The sequence below is a fragment of the Pseudomonas agarici genome, assembly GCF_900109755.1.
GTDB classification, from domain to species: Bacteria; Pseudomonadota; Gammaproteobacteria; order Pseudomonadales; family Pseudomonadaceae; genus Aquipseudomonas; species Aquipseudomonas agarici.
This window is the reverse complement of sequence record NZ_FOAR01000027.1, coordinates 38,922-65,135: the sequence shown is the minus strand read 5'-3', so window position 1 is coordinate 65,135 and position 26,214 is coordinate 38,922. Positions and strand designations below refer to the sequence as shown.

Here is a 26,214-nt window from a genome sequence, read left to right as displayed (position 1 = left end):
CGTATCGTTATTTCGAATGTCGCAACCGGGTTGACCCGCGAAGAAGCCTCGATATCCCGTCTATCCCCTACTCAGACGCTATCGCGCAGCTCCCGCCGCAGAATCTTGCCCACCGGTGTCATCGGCAGCGAATCACGCAGCACGATATGCTTGGGTATTTTGTAGCCCGTGAAGTTTTCCTTGCAGTAAGCCCGCAGTTCTTCAACGCTGATCCCCGCTTCCCGCGCGACCACGAACAACTTCACCGCCTCACCCGAACGTTCGTCCGCAACGCCAATCACCGCGCAGTTGGCGACTTTCGGGTGAGCCATTATCACGTCTTCGATTTCATTCGGGTATACATTGAAGCCGGAGATGATGATCATGTCCTTCTTGCGATCGACAATACGGACAAAACCATCCGGGTCGATCACGGCGATATCGCCACTTTTAAACCAGCCCTCGGCATCCAGCACCTCGGCCGTCGCTTGCGGTTGCCGCCAGTAGCCTTTCATCACCTGGGGCCCCTTGATGCACAACTCACCGGGCTGGCCCAACGGCTGTTCGATCCCCTGGTCATCGGTGATCCGCAGGGCGGTACCCGGCACCGGGATACCGACCGAGCCCAACCGCCCCCCGTTGCCATAGGGATTGGCGCAGACAATCGGTGAAGTCTCGGTCAGCCCGTAACCTTCGGTGATGCGACAGCCCGTGACTTTCTCCCAGCGCTCGGCGGTGGCCTTGACCAGTGCGGTGCCGCCGGAGTTGGTAAGTTTCAGGCAGGAGAAGTCCAGGGTCTTGAAGTCCGGGTGCTCCATCAAGGCCACAAACAGGGTATTGAGTCCCAGCAACGCGGAAAAGCGCCACTTCTTCAGTTCCTTGATAAAACCGCCGATATCCCGTGGGTTGCTGATCAGCACGTTATGATTGCCGGTGACCATCATGCACATGCAATTGGCGGTGAACGCATAGATGTGATAAAGCGGCAACGGCGCGATCATCACTTCCTGGCCTTCCTTGAGTAGCGGATGGCCGTCGGGGCCCGGCTGGGACAGGCAGGCCCGCGCCTGCTGCATGTTCGCCACCAGATTGCCGTGGCTGAGCATAGCGCCCTTGGCCAAGCCGGTGGTGCCACCGGTGTATTGCAACACCGCAATGTCATCGAGGCTGACCTTGAGTGGCTGGATGCTCTGACCACGGCCCAGGTGCAAGGCGCTCTTGAAGGAGATCGCCTGGGGCAACTGGTAAGGCGCTACCAGCTTCTTCACCTTGTCGACCACCAGATTGGTCAGCCAGCCCTTGGCCGGCGACATCAGGTCGCCCATCTTCGCTTCGATCAGGAACTCGATCCGGGTATCGGGCAATACTTCCTCGACCCGCGCACCGAAGAGGTTCAGGTACACCAGTGCCCGGGCGCCGGAGTCCTCGAACTGATGGCGCATCTCGCGCACGGTGTACAGCGGATTGGTGTTGACCACCACCAGCCCGGCACGCATGGCACCGAACACCGCAATGGGATAATGCAGGACATTAGGCAACTGCACGGCGATCCGGTCGCCCGGTTGCAGGTCTGTATTGGCTTGCAGGTAACCGGCAAAGGCCGCGCTGTAGCGTTCGAGTTCGGCGTAGGTCAGGGTCACGCCCATGTTGCTGAAGGCCGGACGGTCGGAGAATTTCTTGCATGAGCGCTCGAAGACCTCGATCACCGATTTGTAAGCCCCTGTGTCGATATCCAGAGGCACACCGACTGGGCGCTTGTCATTCCAGAAATCAGCTTGCATTGTTCTTATCCTCTTACCTGAGCCTCTGCGGGGCTGCGTTCGCGCAAAACGAAAAAAGCGGCGCTTAGCGGACGTTAACAGCAATGTAGAGTCAGGCAAATATGCCGGACACAGTCAGCAACATCATCAATCTTGCAGCCAATACGCAGCATGACCTGCATGCTCAATGAGGATGCGCTATACAATGGATCGACTGCGCATGCTTCCCGGGCCCGTCTCTTCTTGAGCAAAGGAATCGCCATGATCCATGACACTTTCTGGCTGACTGTGAGTGATCAGAGCCGCCTTTACGTCAATCGCTGGTTGCCGGAGGGCGAGCCCAGAGCACTGGTCCTGCTGTCCCACGGCATGGCCGAGCACAGTGGGCGATATGCCCGTCTGGCGGGGGCGCTGTGCGAGGCGGGCTACGGACTCTACGCCCATGATCAGCGCGGGCACGGCAAGACCGCCGAACACGGCGTGCTCGGGTATTTCGCCGACCGGGATGGCTGGTGCGCCGTGGTCAGCGACCTGGCGAGCGTCAATCAGCGTATCGGCGAACAGCATCCGGGCCTGCCGGTCATCCTGCTCGGCCACAGCATGGGTAGCTACATCGCCCAGGCCTATCTGCTGCATCACAGCGCCAGCCTGCAAGGGGCAATCCTCAGCGGCTCGAACTGCCAGCCCGTGACGCTCTACCGCGCCGCCGCCACGATTGCCCGCTGCGAACGCTGGCGCCAGGGCGCCGGGGGCCGTAGCGCGCTGCTCGACTGGCTGTCGTTCGGTTCGTTCAATAAGGCCTTCAAACCCACCCGCACGGCATTTGACTGGTTGAGCCGCGACCCCGAGGAAGTCGACAAATACCTCAACGACCCGCTCTGCGGTTTCCGTTGCACCAATCAGTTGTGGATCGATCTGCTGGGCGGCCTGCAACAGATCAGCAAGGCCCGGAATCTGACGCAGATCGACCCGGGTCTGCCGCTACTGGTGATGGGCGGTGAGCGCGACCCCGTCAGTAACGGCAAGCGCCTCCAGAATCTCGCCGATGCCTTGCGCCAAGCCGGTAGCCAAAACCTGCAATTGAGCGTCTACCCACAGGCGCGGCATGAACTTTTCAATGAAACCAATCGCGACGAAGTGACCGCCGATGTGCTGCAATGGCTGCAGCAGACCCTGGCACACCGTCGACCCGCACGATCAGAATAGCTATTCTTGTTTAAAATCAATGAGTTGATTTTAACTAAATCTTCACAGGACAAGTATCAGATGACCCAGGTGACCAATACGCCTTACGAGGCCCTCGAAGTCGGCCAGACCGCCAGCTACAGCAAGACCGTGGAAGAACGCGATATCCAGCTGTTCGCCGCCATGTCCGGTGATCACAACCCGGTGCACTTGGATGCCGAATTCGCTGCCGCCAGCATGTTCAAAGAACGCATTGCCCATGGCATGTTCAGCGGAGCGCTGATCAGCGCGGCGGTGGCTTGCGAGCTGCCTGGACCGGGCACCATCTACCTGGGCCAGCAAATGAACTTCCAGAAGCCGGTGAAGATTGGCGACACCCTGACCGTGCGCTTGGAGGTCCTCGAGAAGCTACCGAAGTTTCGTGTGCGTATCGCCACCCGCGTGTTCAACCAGCGCGATGAGCTGGTGGTCGACGGCGAGGCGCAAATCCTCGCCCCGCGTAAGCAGCAGACCGTGACCCTGACCAGTCCGCCGCCCATCACCATTGGCTGAATGGTCGATCGCGCATAGAAAACGCCGGATAAACCGGCGTTTTCCAACAGCTTCAGGTCTTAGCTGGCGCGAGCGATATTACGCAGCACCTTGACCTGGTCATGGTTACGCAGCACGCTCTGGTATTGACGATTCACCAGATCATGCAGGCCCAACAGGTTGTGCTTGGCGAGCTTTTCCAGCGCCTCCTGATAAGCCTTCTTGGCATGGTCCTCGCCGCGTTCGGCCTCGTTGAGCACCGCTTCTTCGCCCTTGCCGGTAAACAACGACTTCACGTCCACCCAACGACGGTGCAGGCTACCGGCGACGCTGGTGGAGGTTTGCGGATCGCCGCCGAGCTTGCGCACCTCGGTCTGCAATTCCACGGCCGCCGCCTCGCACTCGCCCGAAAGCTGCACGAACAGCGCCTTGAGCTCGGGGCTCTTGATATCTTCGGCGCATGTCTTGAAGCCTTCCTGGCCATCCTTGCTGACTTCAATCAGATGATTGAGCACCGAAATGGCTTCTTTGTTCGAGTTGGTCATGACTCAATTCCTTCTGGTGGTGGAAGTTAATCAGACCGTTGCAGTCACCATGCCAGCCTTCAACTCATGATTTTCATGTGTATTTTTAGTCACTTATAAATAATCGAAAAATCTGTACCCCTGTTATTTGCATGATCTGTCAATTGGCCTGCGTGCAGAATGCCTGTATTTTTCCAGTGGTTTGAACACCTGAGGCCCCAATGAATCTCGAAAAGCTCGAACTACTGATCACCCGCGAAATGCCCTTTGGCAAGTACAAGGGGCTGATCATCGCCGACCTGCCCGGCCCGTACCTGAACTGGTTCGCCCGCGAAGGCTTTCCCCACGGTGAACTCGGCGGCCTGCTGGCGTTGATGCAGGAGATCGACCACAACGGCCTCAGCGACCTGCTCGATCCCCTGCGCGCCCAGCACGGCAAACCCAAACCCCGCCCCTGACCCGACGAGCCCCACCATGCCAAGGAACGAAGATAACGCCCGCAACGACAACTTCTGGCAAGCCGTGGCCCAGCGCTACGACGTCGAACCCGGACCGCTCAATCTGGAAAACGGTTACTTCGGTCGCATGAGCCGCCGGGTGATCGAGGACTACCAGCACAATATCGAGTTCATCAACCGCAGCAATTCAGTGTATGTCCGCCAGCATTTCGAGAAAGTCGTCAGCGTGGCGATTCGCACCGAGTTGGCCGAACTGATAGGTGTCAGCGACGAGGCGGTCGCCTTCACCCGCTGCGCCACCGACGCCTTACAATCGCTGATCCGCAACTATAACCGCCTGCAACCGGGCGACCAGGTGCTGTACAGCGACTTGGAATACGACACGGTAAAGGGCGCGCTGAACTGGCTCGAACGCCATCGCGGCGTGCAGTTGATTCGCCTGGAACACGTCCACCCGGCGAGCTTCGAATCGTTGCTGGCGACCTACCGCGAGGCGTTCGCACGCTATCCGCGCCTAAAACTGATGGCGCTGACCCATGTCACCCACCGTACCGGCCTGGTGATGCCGGTGCGGGAGATTACCGAGGCGAGCCAGGAGTACGGGATCGATGTGATCCTTGATGGAGCCCATGCACTGGGGCAGATCGAGTTCGACCTGGCGCAGATGGGCGTGGCCTTTGCAGGCTTCAACCTGCAGAAGTGGATCGGCGCACCGTTGAGCCTAGGGGTGATCTATATCGATCCCGAGCGTTTGGCCGATATTGATCCGGACATGGGCGAAATGCATTACCCGGTCACGGATATCCGCTCGCGCACCCCCAACAGTACACCGAACGTTCCGGCGTTGATGACCCTGCCCACGGTGTTCGCCGAACATCGGGAAATCGGCGGCGCGGCTGCCAAGGGCGCACGCCTGAGTTACCTGCGCGATTTGTGGGTCGGCGAAGCGCGCAAGATGCCAGGTGTCGAGGTGATGACATCGGATGACCCACGCCTGTACAGCGCAATCACCTCGATGCGCTTTACTCGCCAGGCAGATCAGCAGGTGATGGTCGATCAACTGTTGAAGGACTACAACCTGTTCACGGTGGTGCGTAGCGGCTCGGCCTGCGGACCGTGCATCCGCATCACCCCGGGATTTACCACCTCGGCGCAGGATATGGGTTTGCTGGTGCGGGCATTGGCCGAGTTGACCGGCTGATCCAGGCTTTTCGCCAGGCATAAAAAAACGGTGCAGCCATTAGGCGCACCGTAAAGCCGTAGAACACACAACGAATTCAGTAATGATCAATCCAGCAAGGCTAGTGCCTCGGCGGTGCACTCCTGGATGCGGGCCCAGTCGCCGTTCTTGATCCATTGCGGATCCAGCATCCAACTACCGCCCACGCACATGACGTTTTTTAGCGCCATGTAGCTCCTGATATTAGCTGGGCCGACGCCGCCGGTCGGGCAAAACTTCACTTCGCCGAACGGGCCGCCGAGCGCCTTGATCGCCGCCACGCCACCGCAGACTTCCGCCGGAAACAGCTTGAAGCGGCGATAGCCCAGACCATAGGCCTCCATGATCCCCGAGGCGTTGCTGATGCCCGGCAACAAGGGGATCGGGCTCTCGACGCTGGCTTGCAGCAGCTCGCGGGTAATTCCCGGGGTGACGATGAACTGCGAGCCCGCCGCCTGCGCCGCCTCCAGCATCTGGCAATCGAGGACGGTACCGGCACCGGTCACCAGCTCCGGACGCTGTTCACGCAGGATCCGGATGGCCTTGAGACCGAACTGCGAACGCAAGGTCACTTCCAGGGCGGTCAGGCCACCGGCGGCCAGGGCATCGGCCAGCGGCAGGACATCCTGCTCGCGAGCGATGGTGATAACCGGCAGGATTCGCGCCTGGGTACACAGTTCGTCGATCAGAGCGACCTTGTCTGCCATGGAGACGGTCGAGTCATTGTTTTTCATAGCAGCTGATCCTTGGCTCATGGGCACCAGTAAATCTCTAATGTAGGTTTCAGAAACGCGCGAATCGGCATCACAGCCAGCTCATCGCCCGCTAACGCGGCGTTCAGGGTGGTCAATTTCGACTGGCCGGAAATCGCCAGCACGGTAAAGATCGCCGAGGACAACAGGGACCGACTCATGGTCAGACGCTGGCGGGGCACGGTCGGTGCCAACATCGGCCAGACCCGCCGGCTGCCATCCACCTGCAAGGCGGCCTGCAGGTTCGGGCTGTTGGGGAACAATGAAGCGGTGTGACCGTCATCGCCCATGCCCAGTACCAGCACGTCGATATCCGGCAGCTCGGCGAGGAACTGATCGGCCTGCTGCGCGGCTTCATCCAAATTGGCCGCGAGGCTGTACAGACCGATAAATCGGGCCTGGGCCACCGGGCCTTGCAGCAGGTAACGTTTGAGCAGACCGGCATTGCTGTCGGCGTGCTCGACCGGCACCCAGCGCTCGTCGGCGAGGCTGATCACCACCTTGCTCCAATCCAGCTCCTGCTTGGCCAGGTTCTGGAAAAATGCCACCGGGCTGCGTCCGCCGGAAACCACCAAGCTCGCCACGCCACGGGCGGCAATCGCCGCACGCAGCCGTTGCGCCACTTCCTTGGCCTGGCCTTCGGCCAACAACGCCGGGGTACTGAATTCGCGTCCCGTCACACCCTGAGGTAGTTTCAATTCAGATATCGCCATACCACGACCTCCCATCCCGCGTAATCAGAGCAATGGAACTCATCGGTCCCCAGGACCCGGCTGCATACGGTTTGGGCGCATCACCGGACTTTTTCCAGCCGGCGATCAACTGATCGCACCACTTCCACGCGGCTTCGATTTCGTCTTTACGGACAAACAGGTTCTGGTTGCCGCGCATCACTTCCAGCAACAGCCGTTCGTAGGCATCCGGGATCCGCGCACTGCGATAGGTATCGGAGAAATTCAGTTGCAGCGGCCCGCTACGCAATTGCATGCCCTTGTCCAGACCCTGCTCTTTGGTCATTACCCGCAAGGAAATGCCTTCGTCCGGTTGCAGGCGGATGATCAGCTTGTTACTGATCTGCAGGCGCTGCTCGGGCGCGAAGATATAGTGCGACGGCTCCTTGAAGTGGATGACGATCTGCGACAGCTTCTGCGGCATGCGCTTGCCGGTACGCAGATAGAACGGCACGCCGGCCCAGCGCCAGTTGCGAATGTCAGCACGCAAGGCGACGAAGGTCTCGGTGTCGCTCTGGGTGTTGGAGTTCTCTTCTTCCAGGTAGCCGGGCACGGACTTGCCTTCGCTGTGGCCGGCAATGTACTGACCGCGTACCACTTGGGTCGTCAGGCCTTCCGGGCTGATCGGCGCCAGGGCCTTGAGCACCTTGACCTTTTCGTCACGGATGCTGTCGGCTGAAAGGTCGGCCGGCGGGTCCATGGCAATCAGGCAGAGCAACTGCAGCAGGTGATTCTGGATCATATCCCGCAGTTGGCCGGCTTTGTCGAAATAACCCCAGCGACCTTCGATACCGACCTTCTCGGCCACGGTGATTTCCACATGGGAAATGTAGTTCTGGTTCCATTGGGTTTCGAACAGACTGTTGGCGAAACGCAGGGCAATCAGGTTCTGCACCGTCTCCTTGCCCAGGTAGTGATCGATGCGGTAAGTACGGTTTTCCGGAAAAAACCGCGCCACCGCGTCGTTGACCTTGCGTGACGATTCCAGATCCGAGCCGATGGGTTTTTCCAGCACCACCCGCGTGTTCTCGGCCAGGCCGACTTTCGCCAGGTTCTCGCAGATCGCGCCATACACAGCGGCCGGCGTGGCGAAATAGGCAATCAGTGGCTCGGCCGTTCCGGCCGCTTCCATCAGGGCTACGTAGTCGTCGGCCTTGAGGAAATCCACATGCAAGTAGCTCAGGCGAGCGAGGAATCGCTCGACGACCACCTCGTCGATTTCCTTGGCCTGGACGAATTCGCGCAAGTCGGCGGCGATGCTCGACAGGTGCTCTTCGACACTGCCTGGCTCGCGGGCCAGGGCCAGGATCCGCGTATCCGCGTGCAGCAGGTCAGCACTATCGAGGTGGTACAAGGCAGGAAAGAGCTTGCGAAGCGCCAGGTCGCCCAGGGCGCCGAACAAGGCGAAAGTGCAAGGTTCAACCGTTATCGAAGACATGATGTTTGTTCTTTTATCAAGTTAAACGATAAATACCTTTTTTTGAGGCATCATTCAAGGAAAAATGTAGTAATAATCACAACATTTTATCAAACTGACGATTGCGAGTGGTGGTCCACAGACGCCATCAGTAGGATAGGCCACCGCCGAGAGCCGCCAAAGCGTGTTCTTATAGGCATTGCAGAACCAAGGAACATCAACATGGACCGCGTGCGAAATCTGCTGGAACAGATCCAGAACCGTCTCGAAGACCTGAACAAGGCCGAGCGTAAAGTCGCCGAAGTCATCCTGCTCAACCCACAGCAGGCGACCCGCTACAGTATCGCCGCCCTCGCCCAGGCGGCTTCGGTGAGCGAACCGACGGTCAACCGCTTCTGTCGTTCGTTCGATGTCAGCGGCTACCCGGAACTCAAGCTGCAATTGGCCCAAAGCCTGGCCAGCGGTGCGGCCTATGTCAGCCGGGCAGTGGAAGCCGACGACGACGCCGAAGCCTATACCCGGAAGATTTTCGGCAGCGCGATCGCCTCGTTGGACAGCGTCTGCCAGGTACTGGATCCAGCCCTGATCAACCGCGCCGTCGATCTGCTGACCCAGGCCAGGCAGATCCACTTCTTCGGTCTGGGCGCCTCGGCGCCAGTGGCCATGGACGCCCTGCACAAGTTCTTCCGCTTCAACATGGCGGTCACGGCCCACGTCGACGTGCTGATGCAGCGCATGATCGCCTCGGTCGCCCATACCGGCGAACTGTTCGTGATCATTTCCTACACTGGACGCACGCGGGAACTGGTGGAGGTGGCGCGCATCGCCCGAGCGAATGGCGCCTCGGTCCTCGGCCTGACGGCCGCCGGTTCGCCACTGGCCAAGGCCAGCACCCTGAGCCTGAACATTCCGTTGCCCGAAGACACCGACATCTACATGCCGATGACCTCACGGATTGTCCAGTTGACGGTGCTCGATGTACTGGCCACCGGCATGACCCTACGCCGAGGCGTGGACTTCCAGCCGCACCTGCGCAAGATCAAGGAAAGCCTCAATGCCAGCCGTTACCCCGTGGGTGACGAGTTCGACTGACCCCTGACCCGAAAAAAAAGCGGATGGCCAGGAGAGCCATCCGCAAGACGCGCATAAAGAGAGAGCTTATCAGTCGAGGCTTAGAAGACCGATTGAATTTTCAGGCCAGCGACCACGGCGTCATCCACTTTGTTCACGCCCCCTGGGTGAGTGATGTATTGCAGGTTGGGACGTACCGTCAGCCAATTGGTAACGTGGATACCGTAGTTCAGCTCATAGTTGTGCTCGGTGTCGCGCAGTGGCGAGTACAACGGGTTGTTGTAATCGCTGACACCTATGGCGGCGTTGGCCAGCTCGGCGTTTTTCTTCACGTCATCGTTGATATGGATGCGGGCGACGCCAATACCGATATCATCCTTCGGGCGCGCATCGAATGGGCCTTTGTACACGAACATCAGCGATTGGTAGTTGTCGATGACGTTGGTGTCCTTGTCGTGGAACGTAGCGTTGGCCGCAACGTTCAGACCTCGGGAAGCATCGCCGTTGTGGGTGGTGAGTTGCTGCTGGCCAACGAACCAGTAGCCGTGCTTGCTGTTGTGAACGCGAAAACCGTTACCGCTGGTGGCGGCGTCCTGGCCGTTGTCGTCCTCGCGCACGTCGGCGGCGTCGGAGGTGCTTTTGTAGTAACCCACGCGGTATTCGCCGGGCAGGCTGTTGACCTTCGGCGACCAAACCAGTTCGACTGGCAAGACGGTGCCCTTGGTTCCACTGCCGCTGAGCTTGAAGCCGTTACCGTGCTCCAGTTGCGATGGGTTCTGGTTGTACGCACCGATCTGCGCATAGAGTTCGGGGGTGATGTGGTACTTCACACGCAATGCCGCCTGGCTGACCGGCCAGTTGTACCAGATGCCAGTCGCCCAGTTACCCACTTGGGAGCCGCAGAAGGCCAGGTTCTGGAAGTCGCAAAGGAACGTGTTGAAGTCTTCACCTTCACCGAAGTAACCGGCTTTGACGTCCAGTTTGCCGTCGAGGAACTGGTGCTGGATCCACAATTGAGTCAGCCGGACCATATGCCCACGACCGTAGACTTCCTGCGAGGAGCTCAGGGTGCCGGCACGCGGGTCGCCGACACGGTCATTGGAGATGCTCTCGCCGTTGCGGTTGGTGAGCTGAATCTTGGCCTGAGTGTTATCCCAACCCCACAGCTTTTGCAGGTCCAGTTTGACGCCCAGGCCGAACTGGTCGCTGTAACGCGCCGTCTTGTCGTTGTTGTAGCCGCCGCCGAGATTGCCGGCGACTTCACCCACGTAGTCAGACTGAATATCGATACCCCGTTCGATCAATTGGGTCCGCTCACCCCCCCAATCACCGGTCATCCACTTCGAACTTGAGCTGAAAGCATCGGCCGCATGCGCACTCCCAGCCAGGGTTAACGCCGCCACCGCAGACAACCGGCAGATCAATGGAGTATTGGTGTTCTTCTTTTTCATCCCTGCATCCTCGTCTTATTTTTATTAACAGATTTTATTGAACGTGGTTCACATCAATCGCGACGGGTGGCGAACCACCCGCCGCTAACTCAGCGGCCCTTGAACTGCGCCACGTTGTCGCTATGCGCCTGGGCTTCGGGCTTGCCCACCCGGCCCAGGCGTTCACCGGTCTTGGCATCGAACAGCAACACCTTGGCCGGATCGAATTGCAGTGTCAGAGTTTCACCTACCTGCGGCGCCACATCCGGCGCCAGGCGGCAGCAGACCTTACTGTCATTGAGGGTAACGAAGACCAGCGTGTCAGGGCCGGTCGGCTCGGTGACCTGCACCTCGGCACGGATGCTCGGCATGCCCGCAGCCTCGCCGGACGCCAGCAAGATCTGCTCTGGGCGAACGCCCAGAATCACCTCGCGGCCTTCGAGGCTGGCGTCGCTCATGTTCATCGACAACGCGCAACGTGCCTGACCGCTATCAAGCAGCGCGTGCAGACGACCGTCCTTGCGTTGCAGGCGCAGCGGGATAAAGTTCATCGGCGGTGAGCCGATGAAGCTGGCGACGAACAGGTTGGCCGGATCGTTATAGATCTGTTTCGGGGTACCGAACTGCTGGATGATGCCATCCTTCATGACTGCCACTTTGTCGCCCAAGGTCATCGCCTCGATCTGGTCATGGGTGACGTAGACGGTGGTGGTCTTCAAACGCTGGTGCATCAGCTTTATTTCGGTACGCATCTCGACCCGCAGCTTGGCGTCGAGGTTGGACAGCGGCTCGTCGAACAGATAGATCTTCGGTCGGCGAGCCAGCGCCCGGCCCATGGCCACGCGCTGTTGCTGACCACCGGACAGTTGGCCCGGCTTGCGATTGAGCAAGTGCTCGATCTGCAACAGCTTGGCGACCCGGGCGACTTCCTCGTCGATGGCCGACCGGCTCATCTTGCGAATTTTCAGACCGAACTCGATATTCTCGCGCACGCTCATGGTCGGGTACAGCGCATAGGACTGGAACACCATGGCGATGTCACGATCCTTCGGGCTCATACCGCTGACGTCCTGGTCGTCGATCATGATCGCGCCGGCGGTGATGTTTTCCAGACCCGCGATGCAGTTCATCAGCGTCGACTTGCCACACCCCGAAGGCCCTACCAGAATCAGGAACTCACCGTCCTTGATCGACAGTTCGATGTTCTTCAAGGTGTCCGGCAGGCCGACGCCGTAGGTCTTGTTTACATTGCGAAGTTCGAGCGTTGCCATGATTACCCCTTGACCGCGCCGGCTGTCAGCCCACGCACGAAATACTTGCCTGCGACCACATAGACCAGCAGGGTCGGCAGCCCGGCGATCATCGCCGCGGCCATATCCACGTTGTATTCCTTGACCCCGGTACTGGTGTTGACCAGGTTGTTCAGCGCCACCGTGATAGGCTGCGAATCGCCGCTGGAGAACACCACACCGAATAGGAAGTCGTTCCAGATCTGGGTGAACTGCCAGATCAGGCAGACCATGATGATGGGGGTCGACATCGGCAGGATGATCCGCCGGAAGATGGTGAAGAAACCCGCACCATCGAGGCGCGCCGCTTTCACCAATGCATCGGGAATGCTCACGTAATAATTACGGAAGAACAGCGTGGTAAACGCCAGGCCGTAGACCACGTGGACCAACACCAGGCCGCTAGTGCTGCTGGCCAGCCCCATCTTGCCGAGGGTGAAGGAGGCCGGCAGCAGCACGGTCTGGAACGGCAGGAAGCAACCGAACAGCAACAGTCCGAAGAACAGCTGTGAGCCGCGAAAACGCCACATCGACAACACATAGCCGTTCAACGCACCAATGGCGGTGGAGATCAGCACCGCCGGAACGGTGATCTTGATCGAATTCCAGAAGTAACCGTTGACCGTGGCCCAGGCTTTGATCCAGCCGATGTCGGTGATCACTGTCGGCCAGCTCAGCAAGTTGCCAGTACTGATGTCTTCCGGTGACTTGAAGCTGGTCAGTAGCATGACCACCAGCGGCACCAGGTACAGCACCACGGCGAGAATCAACACCGCGTAGATCGCGATGCGACTCAGGCTGATGACAGGTTTGGCGGCGAAACTAGTCATGACGCTGGGTCCTCAGCTCGGAGTACAGGTAAGGCACGATGATCGCGAGAATCGCGCCGAGCATCAGAATCGCACTGGCCGAGCCCATGCCCATCTGGCCGCGACTGAAGGTGAAGGAGTACATGAACATGGCCGGCAGGTCGGAGGAGTAACCCGGACCGCCGGCGGTCATCGCCGCCACCAGGTCGAAGCTCTTGATCGCGATGTGCGCCAGGATCATCACCGCACTGAAGAACACCGGACGCAAGCTGGGCAGCACCACCTTCCAGTAGATCCTGGGCAGGCTCGCGCCATCGATCTGGGCGGCACGGATAATCGATTGGTCGACACCGCGCAGGCCGGCGAGGAACATCGCCATGATAAAACCCGAGGCTTGCCACACCGCGGCAATCACCAGGCAATACACCACGCGATCGGGATCGATCAGCCAGTCCAGGCGAAAGCCTTCCCAGCCCCAATCACGCAGCAATTTGTCCAGGCCCATGCCAGGGTTGAGCAGCCATTTCCAGGCGGTACCGGTGACAATCATCGAGAGCGCCATCGGATATAGGTAAATAGTGCGGATAAAACCTTCGCGGCGGATGCGCTGGTCGAGGAACACGGCCAGCAACACCCCGATCGCCAAGGTGATGCCAATGAACAAGCCACCGAAGAGCGCCAGGTTCTTGCTCGCCACCCACCAGCGGTCGTTGTCGAACAACCGTGCGTATTGCGCCAGGCCCACCCATTTGTAGCTCGGCAGGAAAGTCGAGTTAGTGAACGACAGGACGAACGTCCACAGGATGTAGCCGTAGAAGCCTACCAAGACGATGAACATGCTGGGCGCCAGCACCAGTTTGGGTAGCCAGCGCTGCAGTGCATCGAACGGCGAGGCTTTGCTGAACACAGCAACAGAACTCATGGGAAAATCCAGTACAGGGAAAAGGAGCGCATGCAGATATTGTGCAGGGGCTGGCTTGCTGGCGATTGCGCTGTCAGTGGGCCTCGGCTACTGATATTTCGCTATCACCGGCAGACCAGCTCCTACCGAGCGGTCGGTGCTGAAGGCTACTTGGCAGACTTGATCGCCGCGCCGAGTTTCTTCGCGGCGTCGGCAGGATCGGCTTTCGGGTCGTTGATGTAGTTGGTCACTACGTCAAAGAACGCCCCTTGTACCGCCAGCGTGGTCGCCATGTTGTGCGCCATGCTCGGTTGCAGGCCGCCGGTCTTGGCATCCGCCAGGAAATCCTTGGCGGCGGTCTGGGCACAGGAGTCGAAACCGTATTTGCCCATATCGCTTAGCATGTCGTTGCGCACCGGAATCGAGCCCTTGTTGATGCTGAAGACTTTCTGGAAGTTTTCACCCAGGACGACCTTGGCAATGTCTTGCTGACCGGCTGCGGTGCCCTTGTCTTTCTGCTTGAACACCGCGAGGGAGTCGATGTTGTAGGTGAAGGCTTTGTCGGTGCCTGGAAAGGCTACGCATTGGTAGTCCTTGCCAGCGATTTTCTTCGCCGCGGTCCACTCGCTCTTGGCCCAGTCGCCCATGATCTGCATGCCGGCCTTGCCGTTGATGACCTTGGCCGCTTCCAGGTTCCAGTCCTGGCCTTTGCCGTCGACGTCCATGTAGGTCGCGACTTTCTTCAGCTCGGTCAGTGCCTTGACCATTTCAGGACCGGTCAGGGTGGCATTGTCCAGATCGACCAGGGCTTTTTTGTAGCCATCGACCCCCATGACCGAGAGCACCACGGCCTCGAAAACAGTGCTGTCCTGCCAAGGCTGACCGCCGTGGGCGAGCGGGATGAAGCCCGCAGCCTTGAGCTGGTCACCGGCAGCGTAGAATTCCTGGAGGGTGGTCGGCGGTTTTTCGATTCCGGCTTTCTTGAAGACTTCAGGGTTGATCCAGAGCCAGTTGACGCGGTGAATGTTCACCGGCACGGCCACGTAGTCACCGTCGTATTTCACGGTATCGGAGATTTTCTTGTCGAGCAGGCTGTCCCACTTCTCGTCTTTGGCAACGCCCTTCAGGACATCAGTGTCGAGCAGACCGGTAGACGCCCACTCCTGGATGTCCGGCCCCTTGATCTGCGCAACGCCTGGCGGGTTGCCGGCAACCGCGCGACTTTTCAGCACGGTCATGGCCGTGGCACCGCCGCCGCCAGCGACAGCGCCGTCCTTCCAGGTGAAGCCATCTTTTTCAATCTGAGCCTTGAGAACATCGACAGCCGCTTTTTCACCACCGGAGGTCCACCAGTGAACCACTTCTACGGTCCCTTTCGAGTCCGCGGCCTGTGCGCCGAGGGGGAACAACGAAGCGAAAGAAATCACTGCGGCGAGGCGAGAAATCGAATTCATCTGAGTACCTTTCTTGTTGTTATGCATACAAGTCTTGTGCTTGCGCTGCATCGGATTCTAGTCAAGGCGCAAGCCTTCGCAGGTAACGAAGGGACGCGCGAATGTCACTGCCTGGTTACACGTATTTATAACCCGCGTTTCGGCCAGCAAGCCTGTGCCAGAGCGCTCGCGAGACTGGGTGCCAGCGGCAGGCAAGGTAACAGTACCGCCTGATAGGCATGATAGAGATCGGGCTTGCCAGCCCAGATGCGCGCACTCGGCCGGTTGTGTTCATCCAGTTCGTGATGCCAACTACCGTGCAGCCGATCGATAAAGTACAGTTCGTTGAAATCCCAGAAGCGCCGATACCAGGTTTCGTACTGCGCCTCTCCTGTACGCCGGAGCAAAGCCGCCGCTGCCGCGCTCGCCTCGCAATGCACCCAGTGCAGGCGTTCGCGAACTACGGGACGATGATCCCAATCCAGCGTGTAGACCACGCCGGGGGCGCCATCCGCCGCCCAGCCATGGCGCCAGGCACTGGCGAACAGCCCACGGGCATCCTCCAGTAGCCAATCTGGAGCCAGCAGCCCAGCCGCACGGCGGGCTGCCTCAAGGTGCAGCAACAGTCGCGACCATTCAAAACCGTGACCAGGCGTCGTGCCGTAGGGGCGGAAACCGTCAGCCGGGTTGTCTTGGTTGTAGTCCGGCAAAGGCTGCCACTGACGGTCGAAATGCTCAATGACCATGAAATCATTGGTGGCCGCCCGCTGGTGGATCAGTCGTTCGACGATGCGCAGGGCACGATCGAGCCAGCGACTGTCGCCGGTGACATCGGCCAGGGCAAGGAAGGCCTCGGTGCCGTGCATGTTGCTGTTGGCACCGCGATAGCTTTCCTCGTTGCCCCAGTCACGGGCGAAGGACTCGCGCAAGGTGCCTTCTTCCTCGCTCCAGAAATGCGTATCGAGCACCCGGATCGCCTCGGCGAGCAGGCCGGGGGCCTCCGGGTTGCCGGCGACCGCCGCCGAACTGGCGGCGAGCGCCACGAAGGCATGCAGATAAGCGGCCTTGGCGCTGTTGCCATCGCGATGTTCGGCCACCGCATACCAGCCACCAAAGGTCGCATCGCGCAGCGGTCCCCAGAGCGCGGCGACGCCATGGTCGACCAACTCGCGGCAACCGGGAATCCCCTGGATATGGGCCATGGCGAAACCGTGGGTCATGCGGGCCGTGTTCATGGTCTCGGCCACGGCCTGGGCTGGCAGGCGACCACGCCCATCCAGATTGCCGAAACCTTCAGCTAGCCTGGAAGCCTTAGCGAAGGACAGCAGGCGCTGTCCTTCCATGATCAACCAGGTTTGGTGAGCAGGAGCATCCAGCCAACTGCCGAATGGAGATTCAACGCTGTCGCCAGCCATGAGCGTCGCCTTTTCTTGTTATTCAGGGGCAGGTCGAACGCCTGTCATCATGCGGATTCTAACCAGCATCTTGCTGACAACAGGTAACGAAGGCCGATGAAAATGTCACCTTGCGGTGACAATTGTTGTCCTGATAATCCGCCGCATCGGCACTTTTGCCATCAAGTAGGAAAAACGCCGATTAGGCCGATTCCGTTTTCGGTGTAGGAGTGCTCCCTAAGCAGTTTTCCCACATTGAAGGACAACGTTGCCTGGGCGAATCTTCCAGACTTCATCCATGACATGACCCATAGAAGCCCACGCCCGTAAGGAGGCATGCACCATGGTTAACGATAACTCGCACCTGGCCCGTCGATGCTGCATTTTGCCCTTGTATCGGGGAGGGATACAGTACGCCTGGAAAGTGCAAGGTCAGCGCCACGGCCAGTCCCTGAGCGAGACCTTCACGTTCGACCAATACGGTGGCGAACAGGGCGCACGCCTGGCCGCCGAGTCGTGTCGCAATGCGCCGCTGCCGAAGCGGTCGCAAACGCTCACCGCCGAATTCCGCCAACGCCTGTTGCCGCACAACACCAGCGGTCATCCGGGCGTGCGCCGGATCGAGTCCAACAACACCGCTTATTGGCGGGCCTGTACGCGGATTCATGGCTACAGCCTGAACCGGAATTTCAGTGTCGAGCGTTATGGCGAGCAGCAGGCCAAGCGCCTCGCCCTGGCCGAGCGCCAACGACAGTTGGCGTTGTGTGACGAACCCTATGAGCAAGCCATGGAAACCTTGCAGCGACACTTCAGCCAGACCAATTCGCGTCTGCGCGAGCATCGTATCCAGGCCGCCATCATCCAGGCCCAGCAGATTTCCGCCTCAGCCGCCAGCCAACTGCCCAAACCCCAGGACGCAGCCCTGACGATCAGCGCGGAGCAAGCGCTGCTCTCGATCAGTCGGCATTTCGCGGCAAGTACAAAGTGACCCGCAGACCACCTTCACGCAGGTTCTGCAGGCTCACTTCACCGCCATGGCTGTGGGCGATATTGCGCGCAATTCCCAACCCCAGGCCATAACCCTGCAGTTGGCCGGACAACCGGAAATGCGGCTCGAACACTTGTTCCAGGCGCTGCTCGGGGACCCCAGGACCTTCGTCATCGACGTGCAGGACAAAAGCCTCGTCGTCGTCTTCGATGTGCAGATGAGCCTTGTCACCGTACTTGAGGGCGTTGTCGATCAGATTGCCCATGCACCGGCGTAGGGCCAGCGGTTTGCCGGGAAAGGCCGCCAGTGCGCGACCATCGAGCGTGACCCGACCGTTGCCGTTGGGCGGCAGGTAGGGCTCGATCAGGCAATCGAGTACATGGTTGAGGTCCACCGGTTCGATATTCTCGTGGATATCGGTGTCCTTCACACACTGCAACGCCCCTTTGACCAACATCTCCAGTTCGTCGAGATCACGGCCGAACTTCAACTGCAGCTTTTCGTCTTCGAGCAATTCGACCCGCAGCCGCAAGCGCGTGATGGGCGTGCGCAGGTCATGGGAAATGGCGCTGAACAACTGGCTACGCTCGGTCAGATAGCGACCGATGCGCTCGCGCATGGTATTGAGGGCGCGGCCGACTTCCATCACCTCGCTGCCGCCACCCTCCAGCACCGGCGGCACTTGCTCCGCGCCCAGCGACATATCCCGGGCCGAGCGGGCCAGGCGCTTGAGCGGGCGACTCTGCCAGTGCACCAGCAGACCGATGAACAGCAATAGGAAACCGCTGGTGAGCAGGATAAACCAGACCTGCTGGGAGGGCAGCCCCTCCTCCTCCAGGCTGGTGTAAGGCTCGGGAAGCAACGAGGCAATATACAGCCACTCGCCCGGCGCCATCTGGATCTGTGTCACCAGCACCGGCGGATTGACCGGCTCCAGGGTCAGTGCGTAGTGGGCCCAGGAGCGCGGTAACTCGTCGAGCTTCAGACCGCCGTTGAAAATCCGCAGGTCGCTGGGGCTGACAAAACTCACCGAGATATCGACATCGTTGCCCAGCGATTGGTGTAGCACCTCGTGGACCGCATCGAGCACCGCGGTCTTGCGCGGGGTCGGCCCCAGCAACTTCATGTCCAGCGGTTTGTCGTTGAGGGTCACGACAAAGCGCGTACCGCCCATGCTACGCAGTTGGTCGAGCACCAGCGGCCGATAGGCCAGGGGCAACGAGCGCAGGTAGCTGACGCTGGCGGTCATCGAGCGCGCCAGGCTGCGGGCACTGGTCACCAGACCTTCGAGCTGGGTCGCACGCAATTGCGAGAGCCAGATGAGGCTGGACAAAGTCTGGGCCAGCAGCACCGCGAACAGCGTCAGCAGCAGCATCCGCCCCAGCAGAGAGCGCGGGACCGGCAAGCGCCGACTCAGATCAGAGAGCATTGGCGGTGGTGACGCAGGCGGCCAGTTGGTAACCGCTGCCACGCACCGTGCGAATCAGTCGGGGGGGCTTCTCGGTATCCCGCAAGCGTTGGCGCAACCGACTGACGGCCATGTCGACGATCCGGTCCAAGGGCATCAGGTCACGCCCACGGGTGGCATTGCCGATGGTATCGCGATCGAGGATCTCTTGAGGATAGTCAAGAAACAGCTTGAGCAGGGCGAAGTCGGCACCGGAGAGAATCACTTCCTCGCCATCGACATGAAACAGCCGGTGACTGACCGTGTCCAGACGCCACTCGTCGAAGGCCAGCACTTCACTGCTGCTACGGTCCTGAGCGAACTGGGCGCGGCGCAACAGTGCCTTGATCCGGGCCTGCAGTTCACGAGGACTGAAGGGTTTGCCCAGGTAATCGTCGGCACCCAGCTCCAGGCCGATGACGCGGTCGGCTTCGTCGGAACTGGCGGTCAGCATGATGATCGGCACCTGGGCCTGGCGCGGGTGCTGGCGAACCCAACGGCAGAGGCTGAAGCCGTCTTCGTCGGGGAGCATCACATCAAGGATGACCAAGTCGCTGTGGGCCTCGTTAAGCGCCTGGCGAAAACCGGCGCCATCACCGACTGTGCGCACCTGGAAACCGGCACGACTGAGGTAGGTGTCCAGCAGCTCACGGATTTCCTGGTCATCGTCGACCAGAAGAATGGACTTACTGACTGCGCTCACGGTAGGCGTCCTTGTTGTTGTGAGTAGGACCGAAACGCGGATTATGCCTTAATCGATTAAGCTGTGAAGCTGTGTTGCGTGAACCGATGCTTTCGCAAACCGGCCTTGGATGTCGGTCGATCTCAAGTCAGGCCAAGAGCGGGCTTGTCGGGACGCTGTGAGAACCGGATCGGTGCGCAACAGCCTGCCGTAGCGCCACCCCCGCACCGATCAGCCCGGAATACGGCGCTGTCACCAGCCACACCGGGATGCCCTTGAAGTAGTCGCTCATGCAGCCCTTGTCGGCAAAGCTTCTGGCAAAGCCACTCTTGACAAAAAAATCGGCAAATCGCGGAATCACGCCACCGACGATATACACGCCTCCCCTGCCGCCCGTGGTCAGCACATTGTTACCCGCGACCCGCCCCAGCCAACAGCTGAACTGCTCCAGCACTTCCAGGGCAATCGGGTCGCCCGCCAGTCCCGCAGCGGTGATCGCTTCCGGCGTCTCCAGCAGCGGCGTGTGTCCATCCACCGCGCAGATGGCCCGATAGACTCGCGGCAGCCCACCGCCACTCAACGCAGCCTCGGCGCTGACATGCCCAATCTCATCATAAATGTGCCGCCAGAGCTGGATTTCGCGTGGGCTGTTCAATGGCAGGTCGACATGCCCACCCTCGCCGGGCAGCGCCATGAAGCGCTCGTCGCCCAGGTGCAGCAAAGTCCCGACTCCCAGGCCGGTTCCCGGGCCGATCACCACGGCGGGCCGCAGCGGCTCCGGGGTGCCTTCGCAAACCACGCGAAAGTCACCGGGCTCAAGACGGGTCATGCCCAGGGCCATCGCCGAGAAATCGTTGACCAGCAACAACTCATCGACTTGCAACGTAGCGCAAAAGGCCTTGCGGCTCAGGCGCCAGTGATTGTTGGTAAAGCGAAACTCGTCGCCGCCCACGGGACCGGCCACCGACAGGCACACCGCGCCGATTGCCCCCAATGCCAGTCCCAGCTCGCTCAGGTAGACCTTGATGGCGTCTTCTGGACAAGCATGATCGGCGGTCGCCAGCACCTTGACCGACTCCAGGCCGTTGTCTTTCCACACGGCGAAGCGGGCGTTGGTACCGCCGATATCGCCAACCAAGGCCAATTTCATTTGAGGGTCTCCAAGGCCGAAGTGAACGCACTGGCGCCCTGCTCCGCCGAGCTGAAGGCCATGCGCATGAAGCCGAACAGTTCGCGGCCACAACCGGTATTATTACCCAGTAGACCGATTGTCGGCTCGCGCGCTTCGAATTCGGCGTCATCGATCAGCACCTGCAGCGTCCCGTTGACCCCGTCGACGCGGATCACGTCACCGTCCCGTACCCGCGCCAACGCGCCGCCCACATGGGCTTCGGGACAAACATGAATCGCCGCCGGAATCTTGCCCGAGGCGCCGGACATACGCCCGTCGGTCACCAGCGCGACCTTGAAGCCGCGATCTTGCAGCACGCCGAGAAACGGGGTCATCTTGTGCAGCTCCGGCATGCCGTTGGAACGTGGGCCCTGAAAACGCATCACTGCCACGAAGTCCTTTTCCAGCAGGCCGGCCTTGAACGCGTCCGCCAGATCCTGCTGGTCCTGGAACACCACCGCCGGCGCTTCGACGACCTGGTGCTCCAGGGCCACCGCAGAGACTTTCATCACACCACGACCAAGATTGCCTTCCATCACCCGCAGGCCACCTTCAGGGGAAAACGCGCGAACCACCGGACGCAGAATGTTTTCGTCGAGGCTTTCAATCGGGCCTTCGCGCCAGACCAATTGGCCGTCCTGCAAGAACGGCTCCTGGGTATAGCGACTCAGGCCATGGCCGGCCACGGTGTTGACGTTTTCGTGGAGCAGGCCGGCCTCCAGCAGTTCGCGGATCAGGAACGACATCCCGCCCGCCGCCTGGAAGTGGTTGATATCGGCCTTGCCATTCGGGTACACGTGGGACAGGGTCGGCACCACCTCGGAGAGGTCGGCCATGTCCTGCCAGGTCAATTGGATGCCCGCCGCCTGGGCAATAGCCGGCATGTGCAGGGTATGGTTGGTCGAACCGCCGGTGGCATGCAACGCGACGATGGAGTTGACCAGCGACCGCTCGTCGACGATTTCCCCGATCGGCATGAAGTTGCCGCTCTGCTTGGTCATGCGCGTGATCTGGAACGCCGCCTCGCGGGTCAGGGCATCGCGCAACGGGGTATTCGGGTTGACGAAGGACGAGCCCGGCAAGTGCAGGCCCATGACTTCCATCAACAACTGATTGGTGTTGGCAGTGCCGTAGAACGTGCAGGTGCCAGGGCTGTGGTAGGACTTCATTTCCGACTCCAACAGCTCTTCGCGACTGGCCTTGCCTTCGGCGTAACGCTGGCGGACGTCGGCTTTTTCCTTGTTGGAAATGCCCGAGATCATCGGTCCACCTGGGACGAAAATGGTCGGCAGATGACCGAAGCGTAGCGCGCCCATCATCAGGCCCGGCACGATTTTGTCGCAGATGCCGAGCATCAGCGCCGCGTCGAACATGTTATGGGACAGCGCCACGGCGGTCGACAGCGCGATCACTTCGCGGCTGGCGATCCCCAGTTCCATGCCCGGTTCGCCCTGGGTGACGCCATCGCACATGGCGGGCACGCCACCGGCGAACTGGCCAACCGAGCCAATCTCACGCAACGCCTGCTTGATCTGCTCCGGATAAGTTTCATAAGGCTGGTGTGCGGAGAGCATGTCGTTATATGACGAAACAATTGCCACATTGGCGGCATTCATCATGCGCAGGCTTTGCTTGTCTTCGCTGCCGCACCCAGCCACCCCATGGGCGAAGTTCGCGCATTGCAGTTTGCCGCGCATCGGACCGTCGCTGGCGGCGCTGCGAATCAGTGCCAGGTACGCCTCGCGGGTGGCGCGGCTGCGGGCGATAAGCCGTTCGGTGACCTCAAGAACGCGGGGATGCATGTGTAGAACTCCAGGCTAACGGATATGACGACCTGTACTTCCAAGCTGATCGAAAGCCTCGCAGGGAAGGGCTTCTCAATCATCTGGACCTGTTGATTCAGGTCACTCGTTGTAGATAAAACAAAATATTGCCACTAAAAAGGCTTGTTTTCTATTTTTATGCGAATAATCTTGTAATTCCAACAACAAAGCTACGACAGGCGCTTTCCTCATGACGCTACGAATCGCAATCAACGGTTTTGGCCGCATTGGCCGCAATGTCCTGCGCGCACTCTATACCCAAGGTTACCGCCAGGACTTGCAGGTCGTCGCCATCAACGATCTGGGCGATAGCTCCATCAATGCCCACCTGCTCAAGTACGACACTGTCCACGGCACCTTCGATGCTAGCGTGGAGCATGACAATGAAAGCCTGACCGTCAACGACGACCGCATCTCGGTCAGCGCGATCCGCAATCCAGCCGAATTGCCCTGGGCCGCCGAGAAAATCGACGTGGTGTTCGAATGCACCGGTCTGTTCACCGACCGTGCCAAGGCTGCCGCGCATATTAGCGCCGGCGCTCGCAAAGTGATTATTTCCGCACCGGCCAAGGGCGCGGATGCCACCGTGGTGTACGGGGTCAACCATGACATCCTGCGCCCGTCGCACCAGATCATCTCCAACGCGTCGTGCACCACCAACTGCCTAGCCCCGGTGGCTCAAGTGCTGCACCGTGAGCTGGGTATCGAAAGCGGCCTGATGACCACCATCCATGCCTATACCAACGACCAGAACCTGACCGACGTTTACCACACCGACCCGTACCGCGCTCGCTCGGCGACTCAGAACATGATCCCCAGCAAGACCGGCGCTGCCGAAGCCGTGGGCCTGGTGCTGCCGGAACTGGCGGGCAAGCTCACCGGCATGGCCGTGCGCGTGCCGGTGATCAACGTGTCGCTGGTGGATCTGACCGTGCAGCTCAAGCGCGAAGCCAGCGCTGACGAGGTTAACGCGCTGCTCAAGGAAGCCAGCCAGCACTCGAAGATCCTCGGCTATAACACCCTGCCGCTGGTTTCCGGCGACTTCAACCACAACCCACTGTCGTCGATCTTCGACGCCAATCACACCAAGGCCAGCGGCAAGCTGCTCAAGGTCCTGGCCTGGTACGACAACGAGTGGGGCTTCTCCAATCGCATGCTGGATAACTGCCTGGCCCTTTGCAACGCTAAATAGGAAGCAACGCGGAGTAAGTGCGCGCAGTGACAGCGGGCATCGAGCAGCAACCGACGATAGGCCTCAGTCTGACCCGTAATACCCTGACGGAGCGTAAGCGCCTCGCCAGGGTGGCCCATCATCGCCGTGAGCGATGCCCGCAGGCCACAACGCGTGTCTTTCGGCAAGGCACTAGCGGGACATAAAGAAAAAGCCTCGTGAATCACGAGGCCTTCGAGGACGGCAATGGTTCTTCAACTTTGCGGCTTCGCTCCCTGGGAAAGGCCAAACATAAACAACAGCAAATCATGATCAGGCCTGACCTCGACGCCGGCTTTGGCCACCCGCGGCAAGGGACAATGCCCTGTGCCATCAGCCTTGCTGAGTATCTGGGTTCCCGGTTGCTCCCAAACCACCAGCGCCAATGACGCAATGGCCAGTGCACTGAGTAAAAACAAACCTCGAGCTATTTCTAACTTCATCGCTGTAAACCTTTGATGGTGCTGCCGAACGCCATATCGTAAAAGTAGCTCAGCTTGTTCCAGTCCGTTTCATTCCACGACGAATGGCGCCGCAGTTGTCTCATGTCATGGTCCGCCGCCAGCCGACGACTCAATCGCTGACGAGCCTTCTCCAGATCCAACAGGGCGACCTCGACGGTTGCCGACTCACCTTCGCCACTGACCCGGACAAACACGTGCTTGAAATACAGGCAGCCGTGCTGCCAGCGACCGCGATGCATCCGCGCCAAGGTGCTGGCCAATTCCTGCAGCACACGATCATGCAAAACTTCGCCATGGCGCTCACGACCGCCCTCGGCATACCAGTTCTCGATCTCGAGAAAACCGTCCAGCGCCGCCGTGACCAGCAGCGCCTGCCATGCCCCCTCACCTTCGCGCCGGGCACCACAGAACACCAGTTCAGGCACCGCCACATCCAGCATGCGCAAGCTCTTCAGCGCAGCCAGTTCGCGCAGGACCGTTGGACGACCAAAGGGATGCAACAGGCTTCGGTAGGTATGCCCCACCTGGCGTTTCACATACAACAGTCGACCGCTCGCACCTACCACCCGCTGGACACCACTTTCCCCGCCTCGACGCTGATTGGGCTCTTCCACCCATTCGCCTTTCTGTTGCCAGAAATACTCGAAGCGATCCTCGGTGACATCTTTTGCGTGCAATACGTACTCAACGGCCATCCTGCTACCTCTTGCGCAATATATAAACCCGCCACATGGCGTAGAGCGGGAAAAAATCCAGATGCTCCTGGATACGAAAGCCCGCTTGCCTGAATTCTTCTTCTACTTTAGCGGTAGGCAGCACATAACGGTTCTGATAACCGTCCCGCGCCTCGTCGGCCTGGCGCTCACGCTCCAATCGCCGACGCCGCCAGGCCTTGAAGTTGCCGTCGACCCAAAGTGAAACGATTACGCTATCGCGGGTGACCCGCTGAAACTCTTCCAACAACGCCATCCGGTGCGCCGCCTCGCCGACGTGGTGGAGCAGACGCATGCAAAAAATGCTGTCGACGGCATTATCGGGCAGCTCGATATCAAATGCCGACGTTTGCAGCGGTCGTATCCTCTTGACCACTTCGACCGGCTGCGCGTTGAGCGCGGTTTCCAGCATAGACGCCGAGTTATCGGCCCCAATAATCACCCGGTTGGGTTTCTCCGCCAACAGTGGCCAGAACCGTCCGGCACCACACGGCAAGTCAAGCACCAGGCCCGGCTCGCCAGCCAGGGCTAACGCGGCACGCACCAGTTGCTCATCACGCTTATGGGACAATCGACGAGCCAAACTGTTCTTGTGCTTGAGCAGATACTGCTCCGCATGTTTGTCGTCGTATTTATCGGAAAATTCAAGTTTTATCGGGGAATTCATCACCATCTCCTGTAGCCAACATAGCCACAGTAGGTAGGCGCGTGTCAGTGACAGGTCGTCCCCTCGTGAAAATTTTGTTCTGTCTCGAACAAAGCATTACAAAACTTTACAAGCCGAAAATAATGGCTCAGGGCCATATCTGTAAACATCGACGAGGTCGCCGCCC

25 protein-coding genes are annotated in these 26,214 nt (G+C 59.8%); 7 read left to right on the top strand and 18 right to left on the bottom strand.

Annotated features, from left to right (window positions below):
• Positions 1-71: 71 nt before the first annotated feature.
• Positions 72-1,760: a long-chain-fatty-acid--CoA ligase FadD2 gene (fadD2, locus tag BMX68_RS20950; protein ID WP_017131622.1), complete on the bottom strand. Its 1,689-nt coding sequence runs from the start codon at positions 1,758-1,760 to the stop codon at positions 72-74.
• 240 nt (positions 1,761-2,000) lie between these two features.
• On the opposite strand from fadD2, the gene BMX68_RS20945 reads away from it, so the two are divergent.
• Together BMX68_RS20945 and BMX68_RS20940 are read left to right on the top strand one after the other, a co-directional pair.
• On the top strand, positions 2,001-2,945 hold the full coding sequence (locus BMX68_RS20945) for an alpha/beta hydrolase (RefSeq protein ID WP_017131623.1): 945 nt from the start codon (positions 2,001-2,003) through the stop codon (positions 2,943-2,945).
• Between the two features lie 60 nt (positions 2,946-3,005).
• Positions 3,006-3,476, top strand: coding sequence for a MaoC family dehydratase (locus BMX68_RS20940; RefSeq protein ID WP_017131624.1), 471 nt, complete (start codon positions 3,006-3,008; stop codon positions 3,474-3,476).
• Positions 3,477-3,535: 59 nt separating this feature from the next.
• On the opposite strand, the gene BMX68_RS20935 is transcribed toward BMX68_RS20940, so the two are convergent.
• Positions 3,536-4,000 (bottom strand): ferritin-like domain-containing protein, encoded by a 465-nt coding sequence (locus BMX68_RS20935; protein WP_017131625.1) that lies wholly within the window; start codon positions 3,998-4,000, stop codon positions 3,536-3,538.
• Between the two features lie 200 nt (positions 4,001-4,200).
• Between BMX68_RS20935 and BMX68_RS20930 the strand changes: the two genes are divergently transcribed.
• Together BMX68_RS20930 and BMX68_RS20925 are read left to right on the top strand one after the other, a co-directional pair.
• Positions 4,201-4,437, top strand: a complete 237-nt coding sequence (locus BMX68_RS20930) for a DUF3820 family protein (RefSeq protein ID WP_017131626.1) — start codon at positions 4,201-4,203, stop codon at positions 4,435-4,437.
• Between the two features lie 16 nt (positions 4,438-4,453).
• Positions 4,454-5,638, top strand: coding sequence for an aminotransferase class V-fold PLP-dependent enzyme (locus BMX68_RS20925; RefSeq protein ID WP_017131627.1), 1,185 nt, complete (start codon positions 4,454-4,456; stop codon positions 5,636-5,638).
• A gap of 86 nt (positions 5,639-5,724) precedes the next feature.
• Here the strand turns inward: BMX68_RS20925 and BMX68_RS20920 are convergent, their stop codons facing one another.
• The 3 genes from BMX68_RS20920 to zwf are packed head-to-tail and all read right to left on the bottom strand — an operon-like array spanning position 5,725 to position 8,577.
• Complete coding sequence (locus tag BMX68_RS20920) at positions 5,725-6,390, bottom strand: bifunctional 4-hydroxy-2-oxoglutarate aldolase/2-dehydro-3-deoxy-phosphogluconate aldolase (RefSeq protein WP_060782682.1); 666 nt, start codon at positions 6,388-6,390, stop codon at positions 5,725-5,727.
• A gap of 17 nt (positions 6,391-6,407) precedes the next feature.
• Positions 6,408-7,121, bottom strand: coding sequence for a 6-phosphogluconolactonase (gene pgl, locus BMX68_RS20915; RefSeq protein WP_017131629.1), 714 nt, complete (start codon positions 7,119-7,121; stop codon positions 6,408-6,410).
• Positions 7,108-8,577 (bottom strand): glucose-6-phosphate dehydrogenase, encoded by a 1,470-nt coding sequence (gene zwf / locus BMX68_RS20910; protein ID WP_017131630.1) that lies wholly within the window; start codon positions 8,575-8,577, stop codon positions 7,108-7,110. The genes pgl and zwf overlap by 14 nt, the downstream gene beginning before the upstream one ends.
• A 210-nt stretch (positions 8,578-8,787) precedes the next feature.
• Here zwf and BMX68_RS20905 point away from each other — a divergent pair, with 210 nt between their 5' ends.
• Positions 8,788-9,648: a MurR/RpiR family transcriptional regulator gene (locus tag BMX68_RS20905; RefSeq protein WP_176987122.1), complete on the top strand. Its 861-nt coding sequence runs from the start codon at positions 8,788-8,790 to the stop codon at positions 9,646-9,648.
• Between the two features lie 80 nt (positions 9,649-9,728).
• Here BMX68_RS20905 and BMX68_RS20900 read toward each other — a convergent pair whose 3' ends face one another.
• The 6 genes from BMX68_RS20900 to BMX68_RS20875 form a co-directional block, all read right to left on the bottom strand.
• Positions 9,729-11,078 (bottom strand): carbohydrate porin, encoded by a 1,350-nt coding sequence (locus BMX68_RS20900; RefSeq protein WP_017131632.1) that lies wholly within the window; start codon positions 11,076-11,078, stop codon positions 9,729-9,731.
• 89 nt (positions 11,079-11,167) lie between these two features.
• Positions 11,168-12,328 (bottom strand): ABC transporter ATP-binding protein, encoded by a 1,161-nt coding sequence (locus BMX68_RS20895; protein WP_017131633.1) that lies wholly within the window; start codon positions 12,326-12,328, stop codon positions 11,168-11,170.
• Between the two features lie 2 nt (positions 12,329-12,330).
• A complete protein-coding gene (locus BMX68_RS20890; protein ID WP_060782686.1) occupies positions 12,331-13,176 on the bottom strand; it encodes a carbohydrate ABC transporter permease in 846 nt (281 codons plus the stop codon).
• A complete protein-coding gene (locus BMX68_RS20885) occupies positions 13,169-14,077 on the bottom strand; it encodes a carbohydrate ABC transporter permease (protein ID WP_060782687.1) in 909 nt (302 codons plus the stop codon). Before BMX68_RS20885 ends, BMX68_RS20890 begins: the two co-directional genes overlap by 8 nt.
• 146 nt (positions 14,078-14,223) lie before the next feature.
• Positions 14,224-15,510: an ABC transporter substrate-binding protein gene (locus BMX68_RS20880; RefSeq protein WP_026013134.1), complete on the bottom strand. Its 1,287-nt coding sequence runs from the start codon at positions 15,508-15,510 to the stop codon at positions 14,224-14,226.
• A gap of 125 nt (positions 15,511-15,635) precedes the next feature.
• On the bottom strand, positions 15,636-16,904 hold the full coding sequence (locus BMX68_RS20875) for a D-mannose isomerase (protein ID WP_017131635.1): 1,269 nt from the start codon (positions 16,902-16,904) through the stop codon (positions 15,636-15,638).
• 322 nt (positions 16,905-17,226) lie between these two features.
• On the opposite strand from BMX68_RS20875, the gene BMX68_RS20870 reads away from it, so the two are divergent.
• A complete protein-coding gene (locus BMX68_RS20870) occupies positions 17,227-17,871 on the top strand; it encodes an AP2/ERF family transcription factor (RefSeq protein ID WP_017131636.1) in 645 nt (214 codons plus the stop codon).
• Here the strand turns inward: BMX68_RS20870 and BMX68_RS20865 are convergent.
• The 4 genes from BMX68_RS20865 to edd form a co-directional block, all read right to left on the bottom strand.
• Complete coding sequence (locus BMX68_RS20865) at positions 17,840-19,300, bottom strand: ATP-binding protein (protein WP_060782688.1); 1,461 nt, start codon at positions 19,298-19,300, stop codon at positions 17,840-17,842. The two genes, BMX68_RS20870 and BMX68_RS20865, sit on opposite strands and share 32 nt — an antisense overlap.
• Positions 19,290-20,021, bottom strand: coding sequence for a response regulator (locus tag BMX68_RS20860; RefSeq protein ID WP_017131638.1), 732 nt, complete (start codon positions 20,019-20,021; stop codon positions 19,290-19,292). The genes BMX68_RS20865 and BMX68_RS20860 overlap by 11 nt, the downstream gene beginning before the upstream one ends.
• Before the next feature lie 127 nt (positions 20,022-20,148).
• Complete coding sequence (locus BMX68_RS20855) at positions 20,149-21,150, bottom strand: glucokinase (protein ID WP_060782690.1); 1,002 nt, start codon at positions 21,148-21,150, stop codon at positions 20,149-20,151.
• A complete protein-coding gene (edd, locus tag BMX68_RS20850) occupies positions 21,147-22,973 on the bottom strand; it encodes a phosphogluconate dehydratase (protein WP_060782691.1) in 1,827 nt (608 codons plus the stop codon). Before edd ends, BMX68_RS20855 begins: the two co-directional genes overlap by 4 nt.
• Positions 22,974-23,184: 211 nt before the next feature.
• Between edd and gap the strand changes: the two genes are divergently transcribed.
• A complete protein-coding gene (gene gap, locus BMX68_RS20845) occupies positions 23,185-24,186 on the top strand; it encodes a type I glyceraldehyde-3-phosphate dehydrogenase (protein ID WP_017131641.1) in 1,002 nt (333 codons plus the stop codon).
• Between the two features lie 233 nt (positions 24,187-24,419).
• On the opposite strand, the gene BMX68_RS20840 is transcribed toward gap, so the two are convergent.
• Genes BMX68_RS20840 through BMX68_RS20830 form a run of 3 tightly spaced genes read right to left on the bottom strand, consistent with a single transcriptional unit; the run spans position 24,420 to position 26,048 of the window.
• A complete protein-coding gene (locus BMX68_RS20840) occupies positions 24,420-24,647 on the bottom strand; it encodes a hypothetical protein (RefSeq protein WP_017131642.1) in 228 nt (75 codons plus the stop codon).
• Positions 24,644-25,363, bottom strand: coding sequence for a lipopolysaccharide kinase InaA family protein (locus BMX68_RS20835; protein WP_017131643.1), 720 nt, complete (start codon positions 25,361-25,363; stop codon positions 24,644-24,646). The genes BMX68_RS20840 and BMX68_RS20835 overlap by 4 nt, the downstream gene beginning before the upstream one ends.
• A gap of 4 nt (positions 25,364-25,367) precedes the next feature.
• The gene (locus tag BMX68_RS20830; RefSeq protein ID WP_017131644.1) at positions 25,368-26,048 is read right to left on the bottom strand and encodes a class I SAM-dependent methyltransferase; all 681 of its coding nucleotides are present in this window, start codon (positions 26,046-26,048) and stop codon (positions 25,368-25,370) included.
• Positions 26,049-26,214 lie beyond the last annotated feature (166 nt).

Bases quoted from the DNA above. Each gene is read 5' to 3' on its own strand.
- fadD2 (WP_017131622.1), bottom strand. From the start codon at position 1,760: ATGCAAGCTGATTTCTGGAATGACAAGCGCCCAGTCGGTGTGCCTCTG.
- BMX68_RS20945 (WP_017131623.1), top strand. From the start codon at position 2,001: ATGATCCATGACACTTTCTGGCTGACTGTGAGTGATCAGAGCCGCCTT.
- BMX68_RS20940 (WP_017131624.1), top strand. From the start codon at position 3,006: ATGACCCAGGTGACCAATACGCCTTACGAGGCCCTCGAAGTCGGCCAG.
- BMX68_RS20935 (WP_017131625.1), bottom strand. From the start codon at position 4,000: ATGACCAACTCGAACAAAGAAGCCATTTCGGTGCTCAATCATCTGATT.
- BMX68_RS20930 (WP_017131626.1), top strand. From the start codon at position 4,201: ATGAATCTCGAAAAGCTCGAACTACTGATCACCCGCGAAATGCCCTTT.
- BMX68_RS20925 (WP_017131627.1), top strand. From the start codon at position 4,454: ATGCCAAGGAACGAAGATAACGCCCGCAACGACAACTTCTGGCAAGCC.
- BMX68_RS20920 (WP_060782682.1), bottom strand. From the start codon at position 6,390: ATGAAAAACAATGACTCGACCGTCTCCATGGCAGACAAGGTCGCTCTG.
- pgl (WP_017131629.1), bottom strand. From the start codon at position 7,121: ATGGCGATATCTGAATTGAAACTACCTCAGGGTGTGACGGGACGCGAA.
- zwf (WP_017131630.1), bottom strand. From the start codon at position 8,577: ATGTCTTCGATAACGGTTGAACCTTGCACTTTCGCCTTGTTCGGCGCC.
- BMX68_RS20900 (WP_017131632.1), bottom strand. From the start codon at position 11,078: ATGAAAAAGAAGAACACCAATACTCCATTGATCTGCCGGTTGTCTGCG.
- BMX68_RS20895 (WP_017131633.1), bottom strand. From the start codon at position 12,328: ATGGCAACGCTCGAACTTCGCAATGTAAACAAGACCTACGGCGTCGGC.
- BMX68_RS20890 (WP_060782686.1), bottom strand. From the start codon at position 13,176: ATGACTAGTTTCGCCGCCAAACCTGTCATCAGCCTGAGTCGCATCGCG.
- BMX68_RS20885 (WP_060782687.1), bottom strand. From the start codon at position 14,077: ATGAGTTCTGTTGCTGTGTTCAGCAAAGCCTCGCCGTTCGATGCACTG.
- BMX68_RS20880 (WP_026013134.1), bottom strand. From the start codon at position 15,510: ATGAATTCGATTTCTCGCCTCGCCGCAGTGATTTCTTTCGCTTCGTTG.
- BMX68_RS20875 (WP_017131635.1), bottom strand. From the start codon at position 16,904: ATGGCTGGCGACAGCGTTGAATCTCCATTCGGCAGTTGGCTGGATGCT.
- BMX68_RS20870 (WP_017131636.1), top strand. From the start codon at position 17,227: ATGGTTAACGATAACTCGCACCTGGCCCGTCGATGCTGCATTTTGCCC.
- BMX68_RS20865 (WP_060782688.1), bottom strand. From the start codon at position 19,300: ATGCTCTCTGATCTGAGTCGGCGCTTGCCGGTCCCGCGCTCTCTGCTG.
- BMX68_RS20855 (WP_060782690.1), bottom strand. From the start codon at position 21,150: ATGAAATTGGCCTTGGTTGGCGATATCGGCGGTACCAACGCCCGCTTC.
- edd (WP_060782691.1), bottom strand. From the start codon at position 22,973: ATGCATCCCCGCGTTCTTGAGGTCACCGAACGGCTTATCGCCCGCAGC.
- gap (WP_017131641.1), top strand. From the start codon at position 23,185: ATGACGCTACGAATCGCAATCAACGGTTTTGGCCGCATTGGCCGCAAT.
- BMX68_RS20840 (WP_017131642.1), bottom strand. From the start codon at position 24,647: ATGAAGTTAGAAATAGCTCGAGGTTTGTTTTTACTCAGTGCACTGGCC.
- BMX68_RS20835 (WP_017131643.1), bottom strand. From the start codon at position 25,363: ATGGCCGTTGAGTACGTATTGCACGCAAAAGATGTCACCGAGGATCGC.
- BMX68_RS20830 (WP_017131644.1), bottom strand. From the start codon at position 26,048: ATGAATTCCCCGATAAAACTTGAATTTTCCGATAAATACGACGACAAA.